The 23,021-nt window shown below is 71.4% G+C and carries 20 protein-coding genes and 3 pseudogenes; 16 read left to right on the forward strand and 7 right to left on the reverse strand.

What is annotated here, in order from left to right:
• Nucleotides 1–25: 25 nt before the first annotated feature.
• Nucleotides 26–1,270 carry an MFS transporter gene (locus tag AV521_RS05850; RefSeq protein ID WP_076084385.1) on the reverse strand — a complete coding sequence of 415 codons (1,245 nt, stop codon included), beginning with the start codon at nucleotides 1,268–1,270 and terminating at the stop codon, nucleotides 26–28.
• A 60-nt stretch (nucleotides 1,271–1,330) separates the two neighbouring features.
• Between AV521_RS05850 and AV521_RS05855 the strand changes: the two genes are divergently transcribed.
• From AV521_RS05855 to AV521_RS05865, 3 genes are all read left to right on the forward strand, one after another.
• Complete coding sequence (locus AV521_RS05855; RefSeq protein WP_076084387.1) at nucleotides 1,331–1,702, forward strand: MerR family transcriptional regulator; 372 nt, start codon at nucleotides 1,331–1,333, stop codon at nucleotides 1,700–1,702.
• A gap of 41 nt (nucleotides 1,703–1,743) precedes the next feature.
• Nucleotides 1,744–2,520, forward strand: a complete 777-nt coding sequence (locus AV521_RS05860; protein WP_076084391.1) for a GNAT family N-acetyltransferase — start codon at nucleotides 1,744–1,746, stop codon at nucleotides 2,518–2,520.
• Between the two features lie 205 nt (nucleotides 2,521–2,725).
• Entirely contained in the window at nucleotides 2,726–4,177 is a 1,452-nt protein-coding gene (locus tag AV521_RS05865) for an immune inhibitor A domain-containing protein (protein WP_076084394.1), read from the forward strand.
• Between the two features lie 43 nt (nucleotides 4,178–4,220).
• Here the strand turns inward: AV521_RS05865 and AV521_RS05870 are convergent, their stop codons facing one another.
• Together AV521_RS05870 and AV521_RS05875 are read right to left on the reverse strand one after the other, a co-directional pair.
• A complete protein-coding gene (locus AV521_RS05870; RefSeq protein ID WP_076084397.1) occupies nucleotides 4,221–6,935 on the reverse strand; it encodes an exo-beta-D-glucosaminidase in 2,715 nt (904 codons plus the stop codon).
• A gap of 107 nt (nucleotides 6,936–7,042) precedes the next feature.
• Nucleotides 7,043–8,227: an ROK family transcriptional regulator gene (locus AV521_RS05875; RefSeq protein ID WP_076084746.1), complete on the reverse strand. Its 1,185-nt coding sequence runs from the start codon at nucleotides 8,225–8,227 to the stop codon at nucleotides 7,043–7,045.
• A gap of 68 nt (nucleotides 8,228–8,295) precedes the next feature.
• Between AV521_RS05875 and AV521_RS05880 the strand changes: the two genes are divergently transcribed.
• Together AV521_RS05880 and AV521_RS05885 are read left to right on the forward strand one after the other, a co-directional pair.
• Complete coding sequence (locus tag AV521_RS05880; RefSeq protein ID WP_076084400.1) at nucleotides 8,296–9,729, forward strand: APC family permease; 1,434 nt, start codon at nucleotides 8,296–8,298, stop codon at nucleotides 9,727–9,729.
• 93 nt (nucleotides 9,730–9,822) lie between these two features.
• Nucleotides 9,823–10,335, forward strand: coding sequence for a GNAT family N-acetyltransferase (locus AV521_RS05885; RefSeq protein ID WP_076084403.1), 513 nt, complete (start codon nucleotides 9,823–9,825; stop codon nucleotides 10,333–10,335).
• An 11-nt stretch (nucleotides 10,336–10,346) separates the two neighbouring features.
• On the opposite strand, the gene AV521_RS05890 is transcribed toward AV521_RS05885, so the two are convergent.
• Nucleotides 10,347–11,129 carry a hypothetical protein gene (locus AV521_RS05890; RefSeq protein ID WP_076084406.1) on the reverse strand — a complete coding sequence of 261 codons (783 nt, stop codon included), beginning with the start codon at nucleotides 11,127–11,129 and terminating at the stop codon, nucleotides 10,347–10,349.
• A gap of 239 nt (nucleotides 11,130–11,368) precedes the next feature.
• Here AV521_RS05890 and AV521_RS05895 point away from each other — a divergent pair, with 239 nt between their 5' ends.
• On the forward strand, nucleotides 11,369–12,136 hold the full coding sequence (locus tag AV521_RS05895) for a metalloregulator ArsR/SmtB family transcription factor (protein WP_076084409.1): 768 nt from the start codon (nucleotides 11,369–11,371) through the stop codon (nucleotides 12,134–12,136).
• A gap of 90 nt (nucleotides 12,137–12,226) precedes the next feature.
• Here the strand turns inward: AV521_RS05895 and AV521_RS05900 are convergent, their stop codons facing one another.
• A complete protein-coding gene (locus AV521_RS05900) occupies nucleotides 12,227–12,664 on the reverse strand; it encodes an SPW repeat protein (protein WP_076084412.1) in 438 nt (145 codons plus the stop codon).
• Nucleotides 12,665–12,898: 234 nt separating this feature from the next.
• On the opposite strand from AV521_RS05900, the gene AV521_RS49105 reads away from it, so the two are divergent.
• Nucleotides 12,899–13,075 (forward strand): hypothetical protein, encoded by a 177-nt coding sequence (locus AV521_RS49105; RefSeq protein WP_179022862.1) that lies wholly within the window; start codon nucleotides 12,899–12,901, stop codon nucleotides 13,073–13,075.
• Between the two features lie 31 nt (nucleotides 13,076–13,106).
• Here AV521_RS49105 and AV521_RS05905 read toward each other — a convergent pair.
• A pseudogene (locus AV521_RS05905) lies at nucleotides 13,107–14,034 on the reverse strand (LysR family transcriptional regulator).
• 143 nt (nucleotides 14,035–14,177) lie between these two features.
• Between AV521_RS05905 and AV521_RS52580 the strand changes: the two are divergent.
• The 5 genes and pseudogenes from AV521_RS52580 (at nucleotide 14,178) to AV521_RS05925 (ending at nucleotide 17,757) form a co-directional block, all read left to right on the forward strand.
• Nucleotides 14,178–14,255 (forward strand): putative leader peptide, encoded by a 78-nt coding sequence (locus AV521_RS52580; protein ID WP_356777075.1) that lies wholly within the window; start codon nucleotides 14,178–14,180, stop codon nucleotides 14,253–14,255.
• Between the two features lie 237 nt (nucleotides 14,256–14,492).
• Nucleotides 14,493–14,834 (forward strand): annotated as a pseudogene (locus AV521_RS05910) (NAD(P)H-dependent oxidoreductase); the annotation flags it as partial.
• A gap of 5 nt (nucleotides 14,835–14,839) precedes the next feature.
• A pseudogene (locus tag AV521_RS05915) lies at nucleotides 14,840–16,021 on the forward strand (SfnB family sulfur acquisition oxidoreductase); the annotation flags it as partial.
• A 28-nt stretch (nucleotides 16,022–16,049) separates the two neighbouring features.
• Nucleotides 16,050–17,192 (forward strand): LLM class flavin-dependent oxidoreductase, encoded by a 1,143-nt coding sequence (locus tag AV521_RS05920; RefSeq protein ID WP_076084415.1) that lies wholly within the window; start codon nucleotides 16,050–16,052, stop codon nucleotides 17,190–17,192.
• 28 nt (nucleotides 17,193–17,220) lie between these two features.
• Nucleotides 17,221–17,757: an HXXEE domain-containing protein gene (locus AV521_RS05925; protein ID WP_076084418.1), complete on the forward strand. Its 537-nt coding sequence runs from the start codon at nucleotides 17,221–17,223 to the stop codon at nucleotides 17,755–17,757.
• 70 nt (nucleotides 17,758–17,827) lie between these two features.
• Here the strand turns inward: AV521_RS05925 and AV521_RS05930 are convergent, their stop codons facing one another.
• On the reverse strand, nucleotides 17,828–18,868 hold the full coding sequence (locus AV521_RS05930; protein ID WP_076084421.1) for an acyl-CoA dehydrogenase family protein: 1,041 nt from the start codon (nucleotides 18,866–18,868) through the stop codon (nucleotides 17,828–17,830).
• Nucleotides 18,869–18,980: 112 nt separating this feature from the next.
• Between AV521_RS05930 and AV521_RS05935 the strand changes: the two genes are divergently transcribed.
• From AV521_RS05935 to AV521_RS05950, 4 genes are all read left to right on the forward strand, one after another.
• Complete coding sequence (locus AV521_RS05935; protein WP_076084425.1) at nucleotides 18,981–19,331, forward strand: YciI family protein; 351 nt, start codon at nucleotides 18,981–18,983, stop codon at nucleotides 19,329–19,331.
• A gap of 3 nt (nucleotides 19,332–19,334) precedes the next feature.
• Nucleotides 19,335–20,567 carry an RNA polymerase sigma factor gene (locus tag AV521_RS05940; protein WP_076084428.1) on the forward strand — a complete coding sequence of 411 codons (1,233 nt, stop codon included), beginning with the start codon at nucleotides 19,335–19,337 and terminating at the stop codon, nucleotides 20,565–20,567.
• A 176-nt stretch (nucleotides 20,568–20,743) separates the two neighbouring features.
• On the forward strand, nucleotides 20,744–22,066 hold the full coding sequence (locus AV521_RS05945) for an aldehyde dehydrogenase family protein (protein ID WP_076084430.1): 1,323 nt from the start codon (nucleotides 20,744–20,746) through the stop codon (nucleotides 22,064–22,066).
• A 126-nt stretch (nucleotides 22,067–22,192) separates the two neighbouring features.
• Nucleotides 22,193–23,011, forward strand: coding sequence for a hypothetical protein (locus AV521_RS05950; RefSeq protein ID WP_076084432.1), 819 nt, complete (start codon nucleotides 22,193–22,195; stop codon nucleotides 23,009–23,011).
• Nucleotides 23,012–23,021: the final 10 nt, after the last annotated feature.

The following is a 23,021-nucleotide window of genomic DNA, read 5'->3' on the forward strand; positions in this document are numbered from 1 at the left end:
ACCGCAGGCGGCGCCGGTACAGCTTTCATGCCTGCGCCTCCAGCACCGCCTCGGCCTGCGCGTTCGCCTCCGGGGCACCGGGGTGCCGCAGTGCGGGGAAGGCGTACCGGTGCCCCGCCGCGACCGTCGCCAGTGCCAGCACGGCAGGCCCCAGCGCGGTCCACGGCAGGGCCCCGGCGCCCAGCCCGTCCAGCGCCACACCGCCGGTGAGCGAACCGGCGGCGATGCCCGCGTTGTACACCGTGGTCTGCAGCGACGTCGCCACATCGGCCTCGGCCTGACCCGAGGCGTCCACCAGTGCGGTCTGGATGAGCGTCGGCGCTCCGCCGAAGGCCACACCCCACAGGGCCACCGCGCCGACGAGCAGCGGGTGCGCCCGCGCGCCCAGGCCCAACGCGCACAGCACCCCGGCGAACAGCGCGAGCGCCGCCAGCAGCGTGCTGCGCAGAAGCCGGTCGATCAGCACCCCGGTGACCCAGATCCCGGCCACCGTGGCCGTCCCGAACACCGCGAGCAGCAGGCCCGTACGGGCGTATCCGACGTGCGCGGCGAACGGGGCGACGTAGGTGTACATCACCTGGTGCCCGAGCAGCACGAACAGGGTCACCGACAGCACCGGGCGGATTCCAGGGCGGCGCGCCACCCGGGTGAGCGGCACGCGCGCGTGCGCCGGTTCGCCCGGGAAGCCGGGCACGCGCAGCCGTATCCAGCCCACGAGCAGCATCGCGAGCGCGGCCAGCGCCGCGAAGGCCGCCCGCCAGCCCACCGCACCGGCGAGCGCCGTACCGGCGGGCACCCCGAGCGACAGGGCCAGGGTGATCCCGGCGAGCACGATCGCGATGGCCCGCCCGCGCCGCTCGGCCGGCACCAGCCGGGCCGCGTAGCCGACCAGCATCGCCCACAGCGTGCCGCCCATCGCGCCGGCCAGCAGCCGCGCCGCGAAAGTGAGTGGGTACGACGACGACACCGCGACCAGCGCGTCACTGACCGCGAAGCCCAGCAGAGCGCCGCACAGCACCGGGCGCCGTGGCAGCCCACGCAGGGCCGCGGTGACGGGGACCGCGGCCAGGAAGGAGGCCGCCGCATAGGCGGTGACCAGGAAACCGATGCGGGACTCGGCGACCCCGAGCGGGGGAGCCATCGCGGGCAGCAGGCCGGCCGGCAGAAGTTCCGTCATGACGGCGGTGAACGCGGCGCAGGACAGGGCCAGCAGCCCCGACCACGGCAGCGAACCGCCCTTGACCTGGGAGGACATGGAGGACACGGTCATGCGACCATGGTCGGAGTCTGACATCAGTGTGAAGGTCAAGCGCGGCGCCGGGAGGCGGGCATGCGGATCGGTGAGCTGTCGCGCCGCACGGGTGTGCCCGCCCGTCTGCTGCGCTACTACGAGGAGCAGGACCTGCTCCACCCCGAACGCACCGGCAACGGCTACCGCAGCTACCCGGAGTCCACGGTCGCCGACGTCCAGCAGATCCGCGGCCTGCTGGACTCCGGCCTGACCACCGAGATGATCCGGGTGATCCTGCCGTACCTGTCCGGCCCCGGCGAACTCCACCCGCCCGCCGAGTGCGTCACGCCCGAGACCGCCGCCCTGCTCCAGGGGCACATAGAGCGCATCCAGTCCCGCATCGACTGCCTGGCCCGCAACCGGGACCGGCTCAGCGCCTATCTGGCCGCCGTACGGCCGCGGCCGTGGTAATCCCGTTGCCCGGACCGGAACGTTCCTGTTGAGCTGGGTGCATGGATCACACGGCGGTGCTCGCCCTCTACGACCGTGACATGCGCGAGAACGCGGCTCCCGACGGCCCCGGCGCCCGGATCGAACGGGCCGGCGCGGTGGTGCGTCAGGTCGCGGACGCGCAGGGCTGGAACGGCGTGCTCTGGTCCGCTCTGGACCCGGGGGGCGCGGACCGGGCGATCCACGACCAGATCGACCGCTTCACCGGCCTCGGCCACGCCTTCGAATGGAAGCTCTACGGCCACGACCGCCCGGCGGACCTCGGCGCCCGGCTCACCGCCGCCGGATTCCGGGCCGAGCCCGAGGAGACGCTGCTGATCGGCGAGACCGAACGGCTCTCCCTGGACGCCGAACCGCCCGCCGGCATCCGCCTCGTCCGGGCCACCGACCCGGCCGGCGTCGACCTGGTCGTGGCGGTGCACGAGAAGGCCTTCGGCACCGACGGCACCCGGCTGCGGCACCGGCTGCTCGCCCGGCTGGCCGCCGACCCCGGCACGGTCGTCGCCGTGGTGGCGCTCGCCGGGGACGAACCCGTCAGCGCCGCCCGGATGGAACTGGTGCCCGGCACCGCGTTCGCCGGACTGTGGGGCGGCGGCACCGTCGAGGGCTGGCGCGGCCGGGGCATCTACCGCGCCCTGGTCGCCCACCGCGCCCGCGTCGCCGCCGCGCACGGTTACCGCTATCTCCAGGTCGACGCCTCACCCATGAGCCGCCCCGTCCTGCAGCGCCTCGGCTTCCACGCACTGAGCACCACGACCCCCTGTCTGTACGGGAGTTGACCCTACGTCAGCGTCGATCCGGGACTGCCGACATGCTGTGAGCGGAGGCAGTCCGTTCCGGTTATTGCCGGGACTTTCTGTTCACCGGAGCTTCATGCCATGTACCTTTCAACAAAGTGACGCGTGTAGAACCCTCCAACCCGGCTCTACGCGCGCAGAATTGGCGCCGCACCGCCTCTCCCCACCCCTCATGGAGGTTCGTCGGATGCTTGGATCCCGGAGATCCCGCCGCAGATTCACCACCGCCCTGGCCGGATTCGGTCTGCTCCTCGCCGGAGCCGCCGTCCAGGTCGGCAGCGGCACCGCCGCACACGCGGCGACCACGCACCGCATCCTGTTCGACAACGCCCATGCGGAGACCGCCGGAAACGCCGACTGGATCATCTCCACCAGCCAGCCCGACCCGCTCGGCGAGAACGCCTCCCCGTCCGCCGAGACCGACTGGACCGGCGCCCTGTCCTCCTGGGGCGTGGCGCTGCAGAAGACCGGCGACTACAGCCTGAAGACGCTGCCGTCCGGCTCCAGCCTCAGCTACGGCGGCTCGTCCTCGCTCGACCTGTCGAACTTCGACACGCTGGTCCTGCCGGAGCCGAACACACTGTTCACGAGCGCCGAGAAAACGGCGATCATGAACTTCGTGAAGAACGGCGGCGGTCTGTTCATGATCTCCGACCACACCGGCTCGGACCGCAACAACGACGGCTACGACTCGGTCCAGATCCTCAACGATCTGATGACCAACAACAGCGTCGACTCCAGCGACCCGTTCGGCTTCTCGATCGACTCGCTGAACATCAGCTCCGACCACCCGGCGGCGATCAGCGACAGCACCGACCCGGTGCTGCACGGCTCCTTCGGCACCGTCACCAAGAGCCTCATCGCCAACGGCACCACCGCCACCCTCAAGCCCGCCGACAACTCCTCCGTCAAGGGCCTGCTCTACCGCACCGGTTACTCCGGCAATACCGGCGCCTTCTTCCTCACCAGCGCCTACGGCAGCGGTCGGATCGCCTACTGGGGCGACAGCTCCCCGATCGACGACGGCACCGGCCAGCCCGGCAACACCCTCTACGACGGCTGGAACGACTCCAGCGCCACCAACGCCGCCCTCGCCCTCAACGCCACCGCCTGGCTGGCCGGTGCGGGCACCAGCAGTGGCGGCGGAGGCGGTGGCGGCACCGGCACCTGCACCGCCGCCCAGCTCCTCGGCAACAACGGCTTCGAGTCCGGCAACAGCACCTGGAACGCCACCAGCGGCGTCATCACCAACTCCAGTGGTGAGTCGCCCCGTTCTGGCTCGTACTACGCCTGGCTCGACGGCAACGGCACCGCCACCACCGACACCCTGTCCCAGTCGGTGACCATCCCGTCCGGCTGCTCGGCCACGCTCAACTTCTATCTGCACATCGACACGGCCGAGACCACCACCAGCACGGCCTACGACACCCTCAAGGTCCAGGTCCTGGGCAGCTCCGGCACGGTCCTGGGCACCCTGGCCACGTACTCGAACCTCAACGCGGCCTCCGGCTACACCCAGCGCAGCTTCGACCTCAGCGCTTACGCCGGGCAGACCGTCACGCTGAAGTTCACCGGTACCGAGGGCTCCAAGTACCAGACGTCGTTCGTGGTGGACGACACCGCGCTCAACGTCGCCTGAGCCGAACGGGCGGAGGTGGGTCGCCGGCCCACCCCCGCCCGTGTCACGCCGCCGGTACCGTCCGCTCCGGGGTGTTCCAGCCGGAGACCCGCACACCCGGCGCCGAGCCGTGCAGATCGGCGGTGCGGTAGGCGGCGGTCAGCGTCACCGACTCGCCCGGCCACAGGCTCACCTCGTTGTCCGACCAGCGCACGGGCAGCACCGGTTTCCCCTGCGCGTCCACGAGGTGGACGTCCGTCAGCAGCGCCGGGGTCTGCCCGCTCCCGCTGTTCCGCAGGGTGACCGTCGTGGTCGACGTACCGTCCGAGGACCGTGTGGCCGCCGTCGCCGACACCGGCACCTGGGCCATCGAGGACAGCCCCTTGAGATCGGCGTAGCTCGTCGTCGGCGTGTAGTACCAGGTGGTGCCCGGCCAGTCGAGGGTGTCGGGCCGGGTGGAGAGCCAGTACACGTTCCGGCTCACCTCCTTGCCGGTCGCGTCCGTCAGGACCAGGCGGAGCAGATACGTCGGCGACAGTCCGCTCACCGAGGACGGCAGGGTGAGGGCGGTGCCGTGCGCGCCGTCACCGCCCACCGTCAGCCCGGTGACGGTCTTGTCGTACTTCTGCGTACCGTCGGGGTTGAACAGCGTGGCCCGTGCGGTGAGTCCGGTCGCGGCGGTGTGCAGATGATTGAGGACGACCACCGAGCGGTCGTCGTACCCGTACTGGACGTGCAGCTGCTCGTTCGCCTTCTTGGCGCCGAAGTAGGCGCCGCCCTGGTCGAGATAACGGTCCGTCAGCTGCCAGTGCAGGGAGGTCCAGCCGCTGTTGAACATCCAGTGGATCACGCCGGTCGAGGGTTTCGACGTGTCCGTGGCGTTGCGCTCGTACGCCTCGAACTGGGCGCGCACGTTCTCGTACTGGGCCAGCTGGGCCTTGCGCACATAGTCGGCGAGGCTCGTGGGGGCGCCGTAGCGGCCGGTGAGGGCGGCGTCGTAGATCTTGAGCGAGCCGAAGACCGGGGACGGCGAGCGGTGGTACTGCTGCGCCGCCGGGTCCTTCCAGAGGGTGTCCAGCTCGGCCGGGGTCAGCACACGGCGCAGGGTGTCGAGGGTCGGGATGCTCGGGCCCGCGCTGGTCTCGGAGTTGAAGCCGGTGGCCCCGCCCTCGCGCTTGGCGTACCAGTAACCGGGCGGCACCCAGTCGTACGGCCCGGTCATCTTCAGGCCCGAACTGCCGAGCTGAGGTGAGGACTTGTCGGAGGCGGCGGAGACCAGCGGGTCGGGCCAGTCGGCGGCCTTCAGGGCGTCCAGATAGGTCTTCTCGATCTTCGCGTCGGGTGCGAAGTCGCTGCCGATCAGGAAGGAGATCACACTCGGGTGGTCGCGCAGCCGGGCGGCCTCGGCGGCCATGGACGCCTTCGCCACCGGATAGTCGGCGTCGGTCCACGGTTCCCCGGGCTCGTCGGCACCGTTGACGTTGCCCTCCCACTTGTCGCAGCACTCCCAGCCCGGCAGCGTGAGCACGCCGTAGCGGTCGGCCAGGTCGAAGAACTCGTCCGGCTCCAGATGCCCTTCCAGCCGGATGGCGTTCAGCCCCAGATCGACGGCGTACTTCAGCCGGTCCTCGACATAACGGCTGTCCCAGCGCAGGAACTCGTCCGGGGACCAGCCGCCGCCCTTGATCAGCAGCTTGCGGCCGTTGATCCGGTACTGGCGTGCTCCGTCCGTGTTCAGCGGCGCCTGGACGTCACGGATGCCGAAGCTCTCGTGCGCGGTGTCGGACGTCTTACCGGCGACGGACGCGGTGAGATCGAGGTCGTACAGCGGCTGTCCGCCCATCCCGGCCGGCCACCAGACCTTCGGTGAGGTGAGGTGCAGGTCCGGGGTGTCGGCGGGGGAGAAGGTGACGGTCTTCGTCTCGTGGGCGGCGAGCGGGACCTGTCGGGTGAAGCGCGTCGCGCCAAGGGTGCCGGTGATCTCGGCCGTGACCGGCGCGCCGGTGTCATTGCGGGCCTGGGCCTTCACCGTCAGGTCGGCGGAGGCGAGCGACGGCACGGCCAGCTTGGTGAGCACGTGCGCGTCCCGCAGTGCCACCGGGCCGCCCCTGCGCACCAGGACGTCCCGGACGATGCCCATGTTCCGGTCGGGCGGCGGCTGGAGCCAGTCGATCCAGCCCATGGTGAGGTCCTTGTCCGGGTCGTCGGGCTGGATACGGAAGGCGACCGTGTTGGTGCCGGACCTGACCAGTGAGGTGATGTCCAGCTCGTGGTGGGTGTAGGCGCCACTGACATCCTTGGCCGCCGCCACCTGGTGGCCGTCCACATAGACGTCGGCCGCCGAGATCACCCCGCTGAAGTCGATGAAGGTGCGCCGCGTGGTGTCCTGGACGGTGAAGTCGGAGCGGTACCACCAGGGGACCTGGAAGTCGGCCCTCGGGATCTTCTGCTGGTTGGTGGAGAAGAACGGGTCGGCGTAGACCCCGTTGGCGAGCAGCGCGGCCAGCACCGTGGAGCGGGGGCCCGCCGGATACCAGCCCTGCGCCGGATAGCCGGGGGAGGAGAGCGTGGCGGCGGAGTCGGTCACCTTCGCCGAGGACTGGATGGCGTAGCCGGTGAGCGGGGTGGCGGTGCCGGCGGCGGAGGAAACGCGTGTGACAGCGGCCGGTGACGTCCGGTGCCGGGCGCCGGCCCAGGCGCCGCTGGTCAGGGCGGCGAGCAGGCCGATGACCAGCGCGGTGACGGCGTACCGGCGGCCGAGGACGGGGCGAGGAGGCATGGCGGAGCTCCGGCCTTGTAAAGTTAGGAAACTTTACTAAAGTGGCTCACGCTAGGGCGCCGTACCGGTCGTGTCAATGACCGTGGGCGGCCGGGCCCTTGGGCCGGTCAGGTTCCGGCCGCCCTGCGCTCGAACACCAGGTCCCGGGCCGTGTCCAGCGCCGTGGCCACCGCACCGAGCAGGACCGCGTCCTCACCGAGCCGGCTCGGCGCGATCCGGGGCCGCAGCGGGGTGAGAGCGCGCACCTGCTCCTGGACCGGACGCAGCAGAAGGTCGACGCTGTGGCCGACACCGCCGCCGAGCACCACCAGATCCGGGTCGAGTACGGCGGCGGCCGCCGCTACGGTGTGCGCGATCCGCTCGCCCTCCAGCTCCACCGCCCGCAGGGCGGCAGGATGGCCCTGCCGGGCCGCGTCGAAGACCGCTTTCGCCGTGAGCTGCCCGCTCATTCCGAACTCCCGGGCGGCCTCCACCACGGCCACCCCGGACACCGCGTCCTCCAGCCGCTCCGGCTTCTGCCGCCCCGGCCAGGGCAGGAAGCCGATCTCGCCGGCCAGCCCGTGTGCCCCGGTGAACAGCCGGCCCTCGCTGACGACGCCCATGCCGAGTCCCGTGCCGATCAGGATGTACGCGAACAGCCGACTGCCCGTGCCGACGCCGTAGGTGTACTCGCCGAGCGCGGCGAGATTGGCGTCGTTGTGCACCTCCAGCGGTACGCCCAGCTCCTCGCGCATCCGGTCGACGAGCCCCGCGCGCCCCCAGCCCGGCAGATGCATCGCGTATCGCACCCGCCGCTGCTTCGCGTCGTACACACCGGGCGTGCCGACCACCCCGTGCACCACCTCGGCCGGGTCCACGTCCGAGTTGGCGATCACCTGGCGGGCGGTGCCCACGACCAGGTCGGCGAGGGCGGCGGAGGCGCGGGCGCGGTTGCGTACGTCGGCCCGGGCGACGACCGTGCCGTCCAGATCGGCCACCGCCACCCGCAGCCAGCCGCGCCCGATGTCCACGCCGAGCGCGTACCCGGCGGCCGGGTCGGGGGCGTACAGCACGGCGGTGCGCCCGCGCTCCGGGGCGTGGGTGCCGACCTCGTGCACCAGACCGGCCGTCTCCAGGGAGGTCAGGGCACTGGAGACAGTCGGCTTCGACAGGCCGGTCTCCCGGGCCAGTTGGGCGCGCGAGGCGGCGCCGAGGGCGCGCAGCCGGTCCAGCAGCAGCCGCTCATTGGTGCTGCGCAGCCTCCGGCGGCTCCAGGGCTGTTCCTGCTGCTCCATGACATCGCTGGCGGCCATCGCACCATTCTCACGCATTCGCCGCGCACACTTGACGCCGCAAGTAAGGCTCCTTAACTTTATCGGCCATGTCCGGTAGTCCTCCGCCCGCGGGTGGTTTCGTCCGCCGTGTCGGCCTGTTCCAGGCCACGGCCATCAACATGAGCCAGATGTGCGGCATCGGCCCGTTCGTCACGATCCCGCTGATGGTCGCCGCGTTCGGCGGTCCGCAGGCGGTCATCGGCTTTGTCGCGGGCGCCGTCCTCGCGCTCTGCGACGGACTGGTCTGGGCCGAGCTGGGCGCCTCGATGCCCGGCTCCGGCGGCAGTTACGTCTATCTGCGCCAGGCCTTCCAGTACCGCACGGGCCGGCTGATGCCGTTCCTGTTCGTGTGGACGGCGATGCTCTTCATCCCGCTGATCATGTCGACCGGCGTGGTCGGCTTCGTTCAGTACCTGGGCTATCTGGCCCCGGATCTCGGCCCGACGGGGGGCGATCTGATCGGCCTCGGCGTCATCGCCCTGGTCGTGCTCCTGCTCTGGCGCGGCATCGAGCACATCGCGCGGATCACCGCCGTGATGTGGGCCGTGATGATCGCCTCGGTGTTCCTGGTGATCGCCGCCGCGGCCAGTGACTTCAGCCCCCATCTGGCCTTCACCTACCCGGCCGGCGCCTTCGACCTGACGAGCAACCACTTCTGGCTCGGTTTCGCCGCGGGTCTGACCATCGGCATCTACGACTACCTCGGCTACAACACCACCGCGTACATGGGTGCCGAGATCAAGGACCCGGGCCGTACGCTGCCGCGCTCGATCCTCCTCTCCATCCTCGGCATCATGGCGATCTACCTGCTGCTGCAGATCGGCACCCTGGGCGTCGTCGACTGGCACCGGATGACCGACCCGCACGACATCGCCTCGACCTCGGTCGCCTCGGCGGTGCTGGAGAAGACCTGGGGCAAGGGCGCCGCCGACGTGGTGACCGTGCTCATCCTCGTCACCGCGTTCGCCTCGGTGTTCACCGGACTGCTGGGCGGCTCCCGCGTCCCCTACGACGCCGCCCGCGACCGCGTCTTCTTCCGGCCGTACGAGAAGCTGCACCCCAGGCACCGCTTCCCGATGCTGGGCCTCGCGACCATGGGCGTGATCACCGCCGTCGGCTTTCTGATCGGCCGGCACACCGACCTTGCGACTCTGATCCAGTTGCTCACCACGGTCATGGTGATCGTCCAGGCGCTCGCCCAGATCGTCGCCCTGAGCGTTCTGCGCAAGCGGCAGCCGGAGCTGCGCCGCCCGTACCGGATGTGGCTGTACCCGCTGCCGGGCATCCTCGCGTTCGCCGGCTGGTGCGTGATCTACGGCTACGCCGACAAGAACTCCCCGGGCCGCCACCCCATCGAGTGGTCCCTGGCCTGGCTGGCCCTCGGCTGCGTCGCCTTCGTCGTGTGGGCACGGCTGGAGAAGGTCTGGCCGTTCGGCCGGAAGGAGATCACCGAGGAGTACAAGGTCGTTGAGATGAGCTGAGGAGTACAAGGTCCTTGAGATGAGCTAGAGTTACGGAAGTCTTCGCGCGCCTCCCCGGACCGGACGCCTTGTCCGCCGGGGAGGCTGTGTTTCATGACCGAAACCCCCTTCGCGAACCTGACCGTCCGACCCGCGACCCTCCAGGACCGGCCCGCCGTCGAACGGCTGTGGCTGATGTTCCACCACGACCTGTCCGAGTTCCGGGGCGTCCTGCCCGGCCCGGACGGCACCTTCCGCAACGAACGCGTCGAGTACGCCCTCACCCGGCCGGACTGGGCGCCGTACCTCTTCCTGTGCGACGGGCGCCCGGCCGGTTTCGCGTTCGTGCGCGCGCTGGACCGGCCGGTGCGGGTGCTGAACAGCTTCTTCGTCGTACGCGGTGCCCGGCGGCGCGGGATCGGGACGCGGGCCGTGCGGGACGTGCTCCGCCGGCACCCCGGGGCCTGGGAGATCGCGTTCCAGGACGACAATCCGGCCGCCGTACGGTTCTGGACGTACGTCGCCCGGGATCTGGCCGGCAATGCCTGGACGCGTGAGCTCCGGCCGGTACCCGACCGGCCGGAGCTGCCCCCGGATGTGTGGATCTCGTTCGCCGTGACCGGCTGAACGCAGCCGCGTCACTGCGCCTGCGCGGTCTCCGTCGTGACCTGGGCGTCCGGCGTGGCCGGGATCACGGGCGCCGGAGTGGCGGCCTTGTCGCTCGTGCCGGCCTTGTCGTCGGTGGCGTTGCCGTGGTCCGGCAGCGGGGTCGGCTTGGTGCCGGAGGTGTTCCTCTTCGGCTCGGGCCGCGGCGCGTCGTCGACCCAGGAGGTCAGCCGGCCGTCCGGCTTGAGGGCCACGTGCAGGCCGTTGTTCTCGCCGTAGGCGGCTCGGCCCTTGGCGACGAGGGTGTCGAGCTTGGTGCCGTGGGCGTAGATGTCGGCCTCGTAGTGGTTGGCGCCGAGCTTGTAGACCTTGCCGGTCGAGACGTCGTCGGCCAGCGTCGCCACGGAGACGAGGATGCGCTTGGCGACGGGCTGCGGCTTGGGCTTCGGCTTGGCCCGCTCGACCCAGGACGTCACCTTGCCGTTCGGGTGCAGCGTGACATGCAGTCCGTTGTGCCCGCCGTGCGCGGGCTTGCCCCTGCCCTTGGTGGCGAGGGTCCCGTACTTCTTGCCCTTCGCCCAGATCTCCGCCTCGAAGCGGTGCTTGCCGGTCTTGTAGACCTTGGCGACGGAGACCTTGTCCGCGAGTCGCACCGTCTTGACGAGGACACGTTTGTCCTTGCAGTGGGCCGGGGCGTGGGTGGCGGGCGCCGACTCGGGGGCGGCGGCCGCGAACGCGCCGCCGGCCGAGGCGGCCAGGACGGCGGTGGCGCCGGCGGCGACGAGGGTGGTGCGCAGGGTGCGAAGAGCACGCATCGGTGAACTGTCCTTCGATCGGTTTTCGTTCGTCGGTGTGTCTTCGACGCTACGAACCGTCCATCAAGGCCATCCATACGTCATGTAACAGGTGTTCGTAGCGTTCTCCTCAAATTGGTACATAATCCACTGCTCAATCATTGAATCCGCAGGAAAAACCGCATGTAGGCCTGGCTATCCTTGACGTGCAAGTGATTGCCTGCATAACGTTGAGTGTGCAGTCAGAGGGTGACACCGGGATGGACAAGGTCTTCAAGGCGCTGGCCGACGACACGCGCAGGCGTCTGCTGGACCGGCTCCACGAGAACAACGGCCAGACCCTGGGCGAGCTGTGCGAGCGCATCGCCATGACGCGCCAGTCGGTCACCCAGCATCTGGCCGTCCTGGAGGCGGCCAACCTGATCAGCTCGGTGCGGCGGGGGCGGGAAAAGCTGCACTACCTCAACCCCGTACCGCTCCATGAGATCCAGGAGCGGTGGATCGACAAGTTCGAGCGCCCGCGCCTGAGCGCGCTCGGCGCCCTGAAGCGACGAGCCGAGGAAGCCATGACCGACAAACCCAGCTTCGTGTACGTCACCTACATCGCGAGCACGCCCGAGAAGGTCTGGGAGGCGCTCACCGACGCCGACCTCACGGCCGCCTACTGGGGTCACCGCAACGAGTCCGACTGGCGGCCCGGCTCCCGCTGGGCGCATGTGCGCACCGACGGCTCCGGCATCGCAGACGTGGTCGGCAGGGTGGTGGCGAGCGAGCCGCCGACCCGGCTGGTCACCACCTGGGCCGCGCCCGGTGACGAGGGCCGCGAGGACCGGCACTCCCGGGTCACCTACGAGATCCGGCCGTACGAGGACATCGTCCGGCTGACCGTCATCCACGAGGACCTCAACGACGAGGGTGAGCGCTCGGACGTGGCGGGGGGCTGGCCGGCCGTGCTGTCCAACCTCAAGTCGCTGCTGGAGACCGGCCGGACCCTGCCACAGGAGCCCTGGCTGGTGCCGGGGCACTGAGCGGGTGCGAGGAGGCCGGTCCGCCCGGGCGGACCGGCCTTGCGTACCCCCGTTCCTCGTCCTCCGTTCTTCCTCTCCGCGTGTCTCCGGTCACGGCCTGGAGTTGCTCCGCGCTGCCGTACCGGCACAGACCAGTCCGAGTACGAGCGCCAGCGCGCCGATGACGATGTTGTTGATGACCACGCCCCTGTCGGGGCCGCTGCCCACGATCCAGGGAGCGATGATCAGCCAGATGCCCATCGCGCACATGGCCCAGCTGAGGCCGTACATCCGCTCGGGGGCCCGGGTGAATCCCAGTGCCAGCAGGCCTATCGCTATACCCATGATCAGGTTGTGGCTCATGAGCGCGGGCTGGCTCGTCGTGTAGTGCACTATCCAGGGAGATGCCGCGCAGTAGAGCCCGAGCAGGAAGACCGGCCCGTCCACGAGCGCCACATCACGACCGCCGAGCATGCGGGCGTAGCGTTCCCGCATTTCGGAGACATCGGGGTGGGTCGACAGATCACCCCTGTGCGAGACGTCTGACATGACTCGTCTCCTTTGACTTTGCAGGCCAGACCGCGTCTGGTGCGGTGTTCGGTTTCGTACCGCGTGTTCCCAGTTTGCTCTTATTTAGTCTTTATGTGTAGGCCTGTGCGGGCTGTGCCGGTCGTGCGGGCCGGGTACGGCACTGGGTGACATGTCCGCACCGAATCCGGGCAGGCGGAGCAGTACCGGACGTACGGTGTGTCCGGCCGCCGACCGTGGAGGTGACCGACCGTCATGGGTGGGAGAGTGCTGGAGCGGTTCCCCGCCGGGGCCCCGCGAGGATCGTGGCCCGCGGAGGAGTACGCGGCCGCGCGCCGTGCCGAGGGCGAGCGGGTGACCGTGGTGATGGATCTGAAGTCCGACGCTTTCCTCGTCGTGGCCGAGGCGGGGGACGAGGACGGCCGTTGCTGAGGCGGTGACCGGTGAGGATGACGGCCGCTCCTCAGGCCGCCGTCAGTTCGTGTGCCCGGCGTACGAAGGCCGTGTACAGGTCCCGGGCCGCGCGCGGTACCGACTCCACGCGCCGGCGCTGGAGCATCAGCAGCACCCGGGTGGTGTCGTCGGCGATCGGCCGGTACGTGATCGTGCCGGCGCCGGTACCTGAACCTGCCGGCCCGCTCCAGCGGATCCCCGGCGACGCTGAAGTCCGGCAGCACGGTCGCCCCGAGCCCCTCGGCGACCATCAGCTTGCCCATCTCCGCACCGTCGGTCGAGTACGAGAACGCCGGGACCCGGCCCGACAGCAGCCGGTGCACATACCGGTGCATCACATACCCGGCGCGCATCGCGATCAGCGGCACGCCGAGCAGATCCTCGGCGCCGACCGCGGGCAGCGCGGCGAGCGGACTGTCCGGGCGCAGGCACACCACCGGCCGGCCGCGGAGGAGTTCCGTACCCTCCAGCCCGCGGGCACGTCGTCGCCGTCCAGGTGGTTGACCAGCCCCAGGTCGAAGCCGCCCTCGGTGAGGCCGCGCCGGATCTCCGTCTGCTGCGCGCCCACCACCTCGACCCGGGTGACCGGATGTGCGGCCCGGAACTCGCGCAGTACGGGAATCAGCAGCGGCACGGTCGCCGCGTTGACCGTGCCGCCGCGCACCATGCGGCTGATGCGGTGCTGCTCTCCGGCCGCGGCCCGCAGCCGGTCCACCGCCTCCAGCACGCTCACGATGTGCGGCAGCAGCTCCCGGCCCGCCTCGCTCATCGTGGCCCCCGACCGTTTCCGCTCCAGCGGGTCGACACCCAGCTCCCGTTCCGGATTGCGCACGAATCTCGCTCAACGCGGGCTGCGACAGGCGCAGTTCGTCGGCCGCCCGGCGAAGTGAGCCGAGTCGGGTCACCGCCGCTGTGTATTCCAGCTGTTCGGTCCGCACCGGCGCAGAATGCGCGGCCGAGCGGGCCAGGTTCAAGGGTTTCCCTGTCACACCCTCGTGAAATTCAATGGTCCGGGATGCAAGACCGGTCGGGTTTTCCTTGACGGCCCTCATCGGCGGCTGCGACGATCGACGGCATGACGATGCGACTGGACCTCACGCGGCGACGCCATGTCGACCTCGCACGCGTCTCCAGCGCCTCCTGTTGCGTCGCGGCCTGATCGTCCGGCTCCTCCGCCGATCCGCCGCTCTCCGTTCCGCTCGGCACCGCCCGAATTCCCCACGCATTCCCGTGCGCCCGTGCCTGGAATTCGGCATGCCCGGAAAATCGCCGAGCAATTCCGCACCAGGAGTTCCGCATGCCCGCGACGCCACTGAAATTCGCCTACTGGGTCCCCAACGTCGGCGGAGGACTCGTCACCAGCACGATCGAACAGCGCACCGACTGGGGATACGACCTGATCGGCACACCCATCTACAAGGCGTCGTACTCTGGCGTCCTCAAGGCGCTCCTGGACCTGCTCCCGCAGTACGCGCTCACCGGCAAGACCGTGCTGCCGCTCGCCACCGGCGGCTCCACCGCGCACGTCCTCGCCGTCGACTACGCGCTGCGCCCCGTGCTGCACTCCATGGGCGCCGCTCACGTGGTCCAGGGCTGGTTCACCCTCGACAAGGACATCACCGTACGCGAGGACGGCTCGCTGACCCTCGCCCCGGCCACCGCCGAAGCGCTCGGCCAGGTGGTGGACCAGTTCTCCGCCGCCCTGGACCGCACCCCGGTACTGGCGGCGGCGAGCTGACCGCCATGACCGCACATGTCATCGCCGACGACGCCGAGGCACTCGCCGTCGCCGAGGCTCTGGCCGCCGAGTTCCGCGCCGGAGCCGCCGAGCGCGACGCCGAACGGCGGCTCTCGCGCGCGGAGTTGGACCGGCTCTCCGCCTCGGGACTGCTCGCCGTCACCGTGCCCGCCGAGCGCGTCGGCGCCGACGTCGGCGCCGGGACCCTGGCCGGGATCTTCCGGCTGCTCGGCTCGGCCGACCCCAGCCTCGCCCAGATCCCGCAGAGCCACTTCGTCTACGTCAATGTGATCCAACGTCAAGGCACCGAGGAGCAGCAGAGGTTCTTCCACACCGAATTGCCGGCGGGTCGCCGGTTCGGCAACGCGCAGTCCAAGGCCGGCACCCGGCACGTGCAGGACACCCTGACCCGCCTGCGCCCGAGGCCCGACGGGTCGTATCTGCTGAGCGGCGTCAAGCACTACTGCACCGGTGCGCTGTTCGCCGGCTGGATCCCCGTGCCGGCCCGCGCCACCGACGACAACCTGCGTGTCGCGTACGTCCCCCGGGACGCCCCCGGAGTGACGGTTGTGGACGACTGGGACGGCATGGGGCAGCGGACGACGGCGAGCGGCAGCGTCCGCCTGGACGACGTCCCCGTGCCCGCCGACCGCGTCCTGCCGCACCACCTCACCTTCCGGGGACCACAACTCCACGGCGCGGTCGCCCAGTTGCTGCACGCTGCCATCGACACCGGTATCGCCGGGGGAGTGCTCGCCGAGGCGGCGGAGTTCGTCCGCACCAGGAACAGGCCCTGGTCCGAGAGCGGAGCCGACAGCGCCGTGCACGACCCGCTCCTCGTCCAGCGTTTCGGCGAACTCGCCCTGCAAGTACGGGCGGCCGAGGTCGTGTTGAAGGAGGCCGGTCGCACGGTCGCCGCCGCCCGCGGCCACCTCATCGACGACTCGGCGGCCGAGGCGTCCATCGCGGTGGCCGCCGCCAAGGTGCGGGCGGCCGAGGCCGCGGTGGACGTGCCGAGCGCCCTGTTCGAGGTGGCCGGCACCCGTTCGGCGCTCGACTCCCCGAATCTGCACCGGCATGGGCGCGACGCCCGCACCCACACCCTGCACGATCCGGCCCGCTGGAAGGTCCAGCACATCGGCCGGTACGTGCTGACCGGAACCCGGCCGCCCCGGCACGGTCTGCTCCAACGGACACTCGCGATCGGAGACCCAGGTGTCCCTCACCTTCCACTGGTTCCTGCCCACCAACGGCGACAGCCGCCATGTCGTCGGCGGCGGCCACGGCACCCCGGCCACCGTCTCCGGCCGGGACCGGCCCCCGACGGTCGCCTATCTGAGCCAGATCGCCCGGGCCGCCGAGGACCTCGGCTTCGTGGGCGCGCTCACGCCGACCGGTGCCTGGTGCGAGGACGCGTGGCTGACCACCGCCATGGTCAGCCAGAACTCCGAGCGGCTGAAGTTCCTCGTCGCCTTCCGGCCCGGCTTCGTCTCGCCGACACTCGCCGCGCAGATGGCGTCCACCTTCCAGCGGCAGACCGGCGGACGGCTGCTGCTCAACGTGGTCACCGGCGGCGAGAGCCACGAGCAGCGGGCCTACGGCGACTTCCTCGACAAGGACGCCCGGTACCGTCGTACCAGCGAGTTCCTGCACATCGTGCGGGACCTGTGGGACGGCAAGAGCGTCGATCTGCACGGGGAACATCTCCAGGTCGCGGAGGCGAAGCTCAGCCGGGTGCCCGACCCGGTGCCCGAGGTGTACTTCGGCGGCTCCTCGCCCGCCGCCGGCGAGGTCGCGGCCCGGTACGCCGACGTGTACCTCACCTGGGGCGAGCCGCCCGCCCAGGTCGCGGAGAAGATCGCCTGGATCCGTGAGCTGGCCGCCGGGCACGGGCGCAGCCTCCGCTTCGGCATCCGGCTGCACGTCGTCACCCGCGACACCGCCGCGCAGGCCTGGGCCGAGGCGGACCGGCTGCTCGACGGCTTCGACCCGGAGACCGTACGGGCCGTCCAGGCGGGCCTCGCCCGCAGCGAGTCCGCGGGCCAGCAGCGCATGCTCGCCCTGCACGGCGGCAGCCGGGAGAGCCTGGAGATCCACCCCAACCTCTGGGCCGGCATCGGCCTGGTGCGCGGCGGCGCGGGCACCGCGCTGGTCGGCAGCCACGACGAGGTCGCCGAGCGGATCAAGGAGTACCACGCCCTGGGCATCGACGAGTTCGTCCTCTCCGGCTATCCGCACCTGGAAGAGGCGTACTGGTTCGGCGAGGGTGTGCTGCCCCGGCTCGCCGCACAGGGACTGTGGACGCATCCCGGCGGAACGGTGTCCGCTGCGTCGGCCCAGGTGCCGTTCGCCAGCTGACCAACCCGCCCTGGCAGACTGCGGGTTCATGGAACGAGAACCGAACGACCCGGGCGCGGCCGTCACCTGGGGTCTGCTGGCCGCGTGGGCCCTGCACGACACCGAGGAAGTGGTCATGGTGCCGCGCTGGGTGCGCACCCGGGTGCCGGAGCTGCGCAAACGGTTCCCGCGGGTGCCGGAGGCGGTCTGGCGGCGGCTGGAGTCCGCGGACGCGCGGGAGTTCGCCACCGCGGTCGCCGCGATGGCGGTGGTGGTGGCCGCCGCGGCCGCCGACGGCCACCGGACCGGGGGCCGGTCGGCCGTGTACCAGACCGCGCTCAACGCCTTCGGCCTGCACGGCCTGGTCCATCTGGCCCAGGCGGCGGCCCTGCGCGGCTACACCCCGGGCTCCGCGACCACGCCCCTGGTCGTCCTGCCCTTCACCGTGTGGGCCCGCGGCCGGCTGCGCAGGTCCGGCGTGCTGCGCCCCACGCGGCCGCGGGACCTGGCCCAGGGCCTCGGCTTCGCCGCGGCGGCCGCGGTCGCCACCCATGCGCTCGCGCAGGGAGCACTGCGCCGGCGGTGACGGCAGGGGCTTGGCTCAGGCGCCTTCGAGTGCCCGCACCCGTGTCCACGGCGACGGCCGGGGCGTCGGCTCAGGCGCCTCCCAGCGCCCGCAGCTGTGCCGCCCGGGTTTCCGCCGTCTGCCCCTGCACCAGCAGGAACAGCGCCTCCCGGGCGAGGCGCTGGGCGCGGCTGGTCAGGGCCATCGAGCGGCCGCCGCCGGCCACCACCGCCGCCGTGGTGGCCGTACGCAGCACCTCGTACGCCTCCGCGCGCACCGCCAGCCGCTCCGTGACCCGCTCCAGCGGTGCCGGATGGTCGGCCAGGGCGTAGGCGCGGCGGCGGACGTCGGTGAGCCGGGCCGTGAACGGGGCGGCCGTCTCCGTGTCCAGCAGTGACAGGGCGGCCGCCGCGACGCCGAAGACCGCCGGACCGGCATTCAGGGTCCTGGCGCGGTCCCCGGGCGCCCATCGCTCGTACGGCGTCTGCAGGGCCACCGCCTCCTCGGGCAGCCACAGTCCGGTCAGCTCCAGCGAGACCGTGCGCGCGGCGGTGAGCGCGGCGAGGCGCATCGGCGCCGAAGCGCGCAGCCCCGGCTGCTCGCGTGCCTCGGCGAACGCGAACAGCACCTCGCCCGCATCGGTCGCCCCGGCGAGCAGCATCACGTCGTTCAGGCCCCACCCGGTGTACCAGGGCACGGTCCCGTCGAACCGCCAGCCCCCGCCCTCCCGGCGCACGCGCACCGGGACGCGATGCGGATACGACCGCAGATGCGCGTACGCCACCCCGGACAGCAGCTCACCCCGCGCCAGCGGGCCCAACAGCCGCTCCCGGACCGGGAGTTCGCTCTGCGCCAGAGTCTGCACCGGCGTGTGGTGCTGGGTCTGCACGAACCACGTCGAACAGCACGCCCCGGACAGGATCTCCGCGATCCGGCGGACCACGTTCGGCGGCGCCCCCGAGCCGCCGTACGCGACCGGGGCGCCCGCCCCGAGCAGCCCCGACCGCTTCACCGCCTCGATGTGGCTCATGGGCACGCCCTCCAGATCGACCCGCTCGGCCTCGGGAATCAGCAGGTCCGTGGCGAGCCGGTGGGCGCGGTCGAGCAGCGGGTGTGCGGGGGTGGCTGTCATACGGAAGATTCTTTCGAAGATTCCGCCCGGCGCCGTGTCGATCCGGGGGCAGGCCGTTCGTGTAGGAGGTGACGCGAAGCCGTAAGACCCTGAAATCACCAAGGAGGACATCATGAAGCACTACCTGCTCAGCGTGGTCCAGCCGGCCGGCGGCACCCCGCCCGCGCCCGACGCGCTCGCCGCGATCATGCGCGATGTCAAGGCATTCAACGACGAGCTGCGCGCCGCCGGAGCCTGGGTGTTCGCCGGGGGCCTGCACGGCCCGGAGACCGCCACCATGCTCCGCCCCCAGGGCGGCGACGTGCTCATCACCGACGGCCCCTACGCCGAGGGGAAGGAGTACCTGGGCGTAATCTGCCTGATCCGGGCCGCCGACCTCGACGAGGCGCTGGAGTGGGGCCGCAAGGCAGCCCTGGCGACCACGCTGCCCATCGAGGTACGGCCGTTCGTCGACGAGCATTGACCGATGGACGGCACCGCAGGCATCGAGACCGTCTTCCGTGCCGAGTACGGACGCGCGGTCTCCGTCCTCGTACGCTTCCTCGGCGACATCGAGCTCGCCGAGGAAGCGGTGCAGGACGCCTTCACCACCGCCGTCCGCACCTGGCCGGAGACCGGTGTGCCGCCGAGCCCGGCCGGCTGGATCATCACCACCGCCCGCAACCGTGCGATCGACCGGCTGCGCCGCGAGTCGACCCGGGACGCCCGGCACGCCGAGGCCGCCCGGCTGTACGCGCCACACCTGTGCACACCCGACGCGCATGCGCCCGACGCACCGGCCGAGGAGGGCCCTGTGCGCGACGACCGGCTTCGTCTGATCTTCACCTGCTGCCACCCCGCGCTCGCCCCGCAGGCCCGCGTCGCCCTCACCCTGCGTCTGCTCGGCGGCCTGAGCACCGCCCAGATCGCCCGCGCGTTCCTCGTCCCCGAGCCCACCCTCGCCCAGCGTCTTGTGCGGGCCAAGGCCAAGATCCGCGATGCGCGCATCCCGTACCGGGTGCCCCGCGACGCCGACCTGCCCGAGCGGCTCGGCGGCGTCCTCGCCGTCATCTACCTGATCTTCAACGAGGGCTACACCGGCGATCCCGCCCTGTGCGCGGAGGCGCTCCGCCTCGGCCGGCTGCTCGCCGCGCTGATGCCGGACGAACCCGAGGTCACAGGCCTGCTCGCGCTGATGCTGCTGACCGAGTCCCGGCGGCCGGCCCGGCAGGGTGCGGACGGCGTCCTCGTCCCGCTGCCCGAGCAGGACCGCTCCCGCTGGGACCGGGCGCTGATCGCCGAGGGCCAGGACCTGGTCCGGCGCTGTCTGCGCCGCGGCCGCCCCGGGCCGTACCAGATCCAGGCCGCCGTCAACGCCGTGCACAGCGACGCACCCACCGCCGCAGCCACCGACTGGCGGCAGATCCTGCGCCTGTACGACCAGCTCATGGCGATGGCGCCGACCCCGGTCGTCGCCCTGAACCGTGCGGTCGCCGTCGCCGAGACCGAGAGCCCGGCCACCGCACTCGACGTGCTCGACACCCTGGACCTCGACCGCTACCACGTCCTGCACGCCGTCCGTGCCGACCTGCTGCGCCGTCTGGACCGCCCCGCCGAGGCGGCGACGGAGTACGCCCGGGCCGCCGACCTGACGGCAAGCGAGGCCGAGCGGGCCTACCTGGAGCGACGACGGAGAGAGATCGATCCGACGGCGATGTGACCGGCATCGAGTGCGTCCTCAGGACCGGGTGACCGGGGCCGGGACTGCCCCACGGCCACGTGACCCGCGTCACCATGAGCCCCGGAATGAACTTGAGAACCTGAAAGGTTGGCATATGCATCCACTGAGACCTAGGCTCGGGCCGAACCAGCCCGTGCACCATCAGCGAGGCATCCGTGAACCACCCCGCCATAGAGCAGCCCGCCGAGACCGTGGCCCGGCTGCGCGCCACCTTCGCCACCGGCCGCACCAAGCCCGTCGAGTGGCGTACCGGCCAGCTGCGCCGGCTGCGCGCGATGCTCACCGAGCGCGGCGCCGACCTCGCCGCCGCCCTCCACGCCGACCTCGGCAAGAGCAGCACCGAGGCCTACCGCACCGAGATCGACTTCGCCATCCGCGAGATCGACCACACCCTCGACCACATCGAGGAGTGGCTGCGCCCCGAGCCCGCACCGGTCCCCGCTCACCTCGGCGCCGACGCCGGCGCCTGGACGCAGTACGACCCCCTCGGTGTCGTCCTCGTCATCGCCCCCTGGAACTACCCCGCGCAGCTGCTGCTCGCCCCGCTGGCCGGCGCCCTGGCCTCCGGCAACGCGGTCGTCGCCAAGCCGAGCGAGCTGGCCCCGGCCACCTCGGCCGTCCTGGCCGAGCTGATCCCGGCCTACCTGGACACCGACGCGGTCGCCGTGGTCGAGGGCGGCGTCCCGGAGACCACGGCCCTGCTGGCCGAGCGCTTCGACCACATCTTCTACACCGGCAACGGCACCGTCGGCCGCATCGTGATGCGCGCCGCCGCCGAGCACCTGACCCCGGTCACCCTCGAACTCGGCGGCAAGTCCCCGGTGTTCGTGGACCGGCGCGTCGACCTCGACGTGGTCGCGGACCGGCTCGCCCGCGGCAAGTTCCTCAACGCCGGCCAGACCTGCGTCGCCCCCGACTACGTCCTGACCGACCCGGAGACCGCCGCCGCCCTGGAACCCGCACTGGTCCGCGCGGTCCAGGCACTCTTCGGCGCCGACCCGGCCAAGGCGCCGGAGTACGGCCGGATCGTCAACGAGCGGCACTTCGACCGGCTCTGCGCCCTGCTCGGCTCCGGCCGGGTGGCGGTGGGCGGCGACAGCGACCGTACGGCCAAGTACATCGCGCCGACCGTCCTCGTGGACGTTGATCCGAAGTCGCCCGTCATGCAGGAGGAGATCTTCGGCCCGATCCTGCCCGTCGTCACCGTGCCCGGCCTGGACGAGGCGATCGGCTTCATCAACGACCGCGACAAGCCGCTCGCGCTGTACGTCTTCACCGAGTCCGACGCGACCCGTGCGCGCATCGCCGCCGAGACCTCCTCCGGCGGCCTCGGCTACGGCCTGCCCCTCGCCCATCTCACCGTCTCCGACCTGCCGTTCGGCGGTGTGGGCGAGAGTGGCATGGGCAGCTACCACGGCCGCTACTCCATCGAGACGTTCAGCCACCGCAAGGCGGTGCTGGAGAAGCCGCTCGGCTGAGTCCGGTCGGCCCGCCCGGCAGCGGAAACGTTACCGCGTAACGGAGTTGACACGAAGGGTCACTTGTCGGCGCGTGGCGCAGTACGCTGCCGGGGCAACACAGGGGCGGGTTCCACGGGGGGCGGAATGAAGGACTCCTACGAGCTGTACCGGCATGCCGTGCGTGATGTGTGGCGGACCTGGTGGGTGTCCTGGCCCCTCTCCCGGCGGGTCGAGCCGGGGCAGGTCCTGGAGAGCGCCGACGGCCAGCTGCGCACGGCCGGCTCCCTCGCGGGCCGGGCCGTTCCCTTCGCCTCGCGTCCCGGCACCCCGCACAACGACTACACCTATGACACCCAGGGCTCCGCCTCCGTCACGTTCAAGGCGGCCGGCACCGCCGCCGACGGCTTCACCTCCCTCGCGACCGGCGACGTCGGCGCCCGGGTCGGCTTCGAGAGGGGCGACTGCGCACTCGTCGTCTACCGCGGTCTGACCGAGACCGGAGTGGAGGACACCCGGGCACTCACCGCGGCCCTCGTGCGCCGCGGCTGGGCCGACTGGGACGAGAACCTGCTCGCCGTCACCGACGTCGTCGGGGCCCGCTCGGGCCTCGTGCTCACCGCTGCGGACGGCGCGAGCGAGGCCGAACTGCGCTTTCAGGCGGGCGCGTTGTCCGCACAGCCCGCGCTCGCGGACCTCTCGGCGGCGACGGCCGTCGCCTGGCGCCGGCACATCGGCCTGGAGTGGCTCGCCACCGACGTCACCCCCTTCTACCGGGTGGTCCGGCTCCGCAAGGGCTGGTTCGGCAGGGTGAAGAAGGACTACGGCCCCCGCCGGCCTGGCCGGGGCGCCGCGGACGTACCCGTCCCGCCGGTGCTGCTGGAGGAGGCCCAGGACGATCCGGCGGCCGTACTGGAGCAGGTGCCGCCGGACGAACAACCGCTGCCCGGCGAAGCCGCGCGCTGACGTCCGCGGG

Origin of the sequence: Streptomyces sp. IMTB 2501 (genome assembly GCF_001953885.1) — a bacterium.
GTDB lineage: Bacteria > Actinomycetota > Actinomycetes > Streptomycetales > Streptomycetaceae > Streptomyces.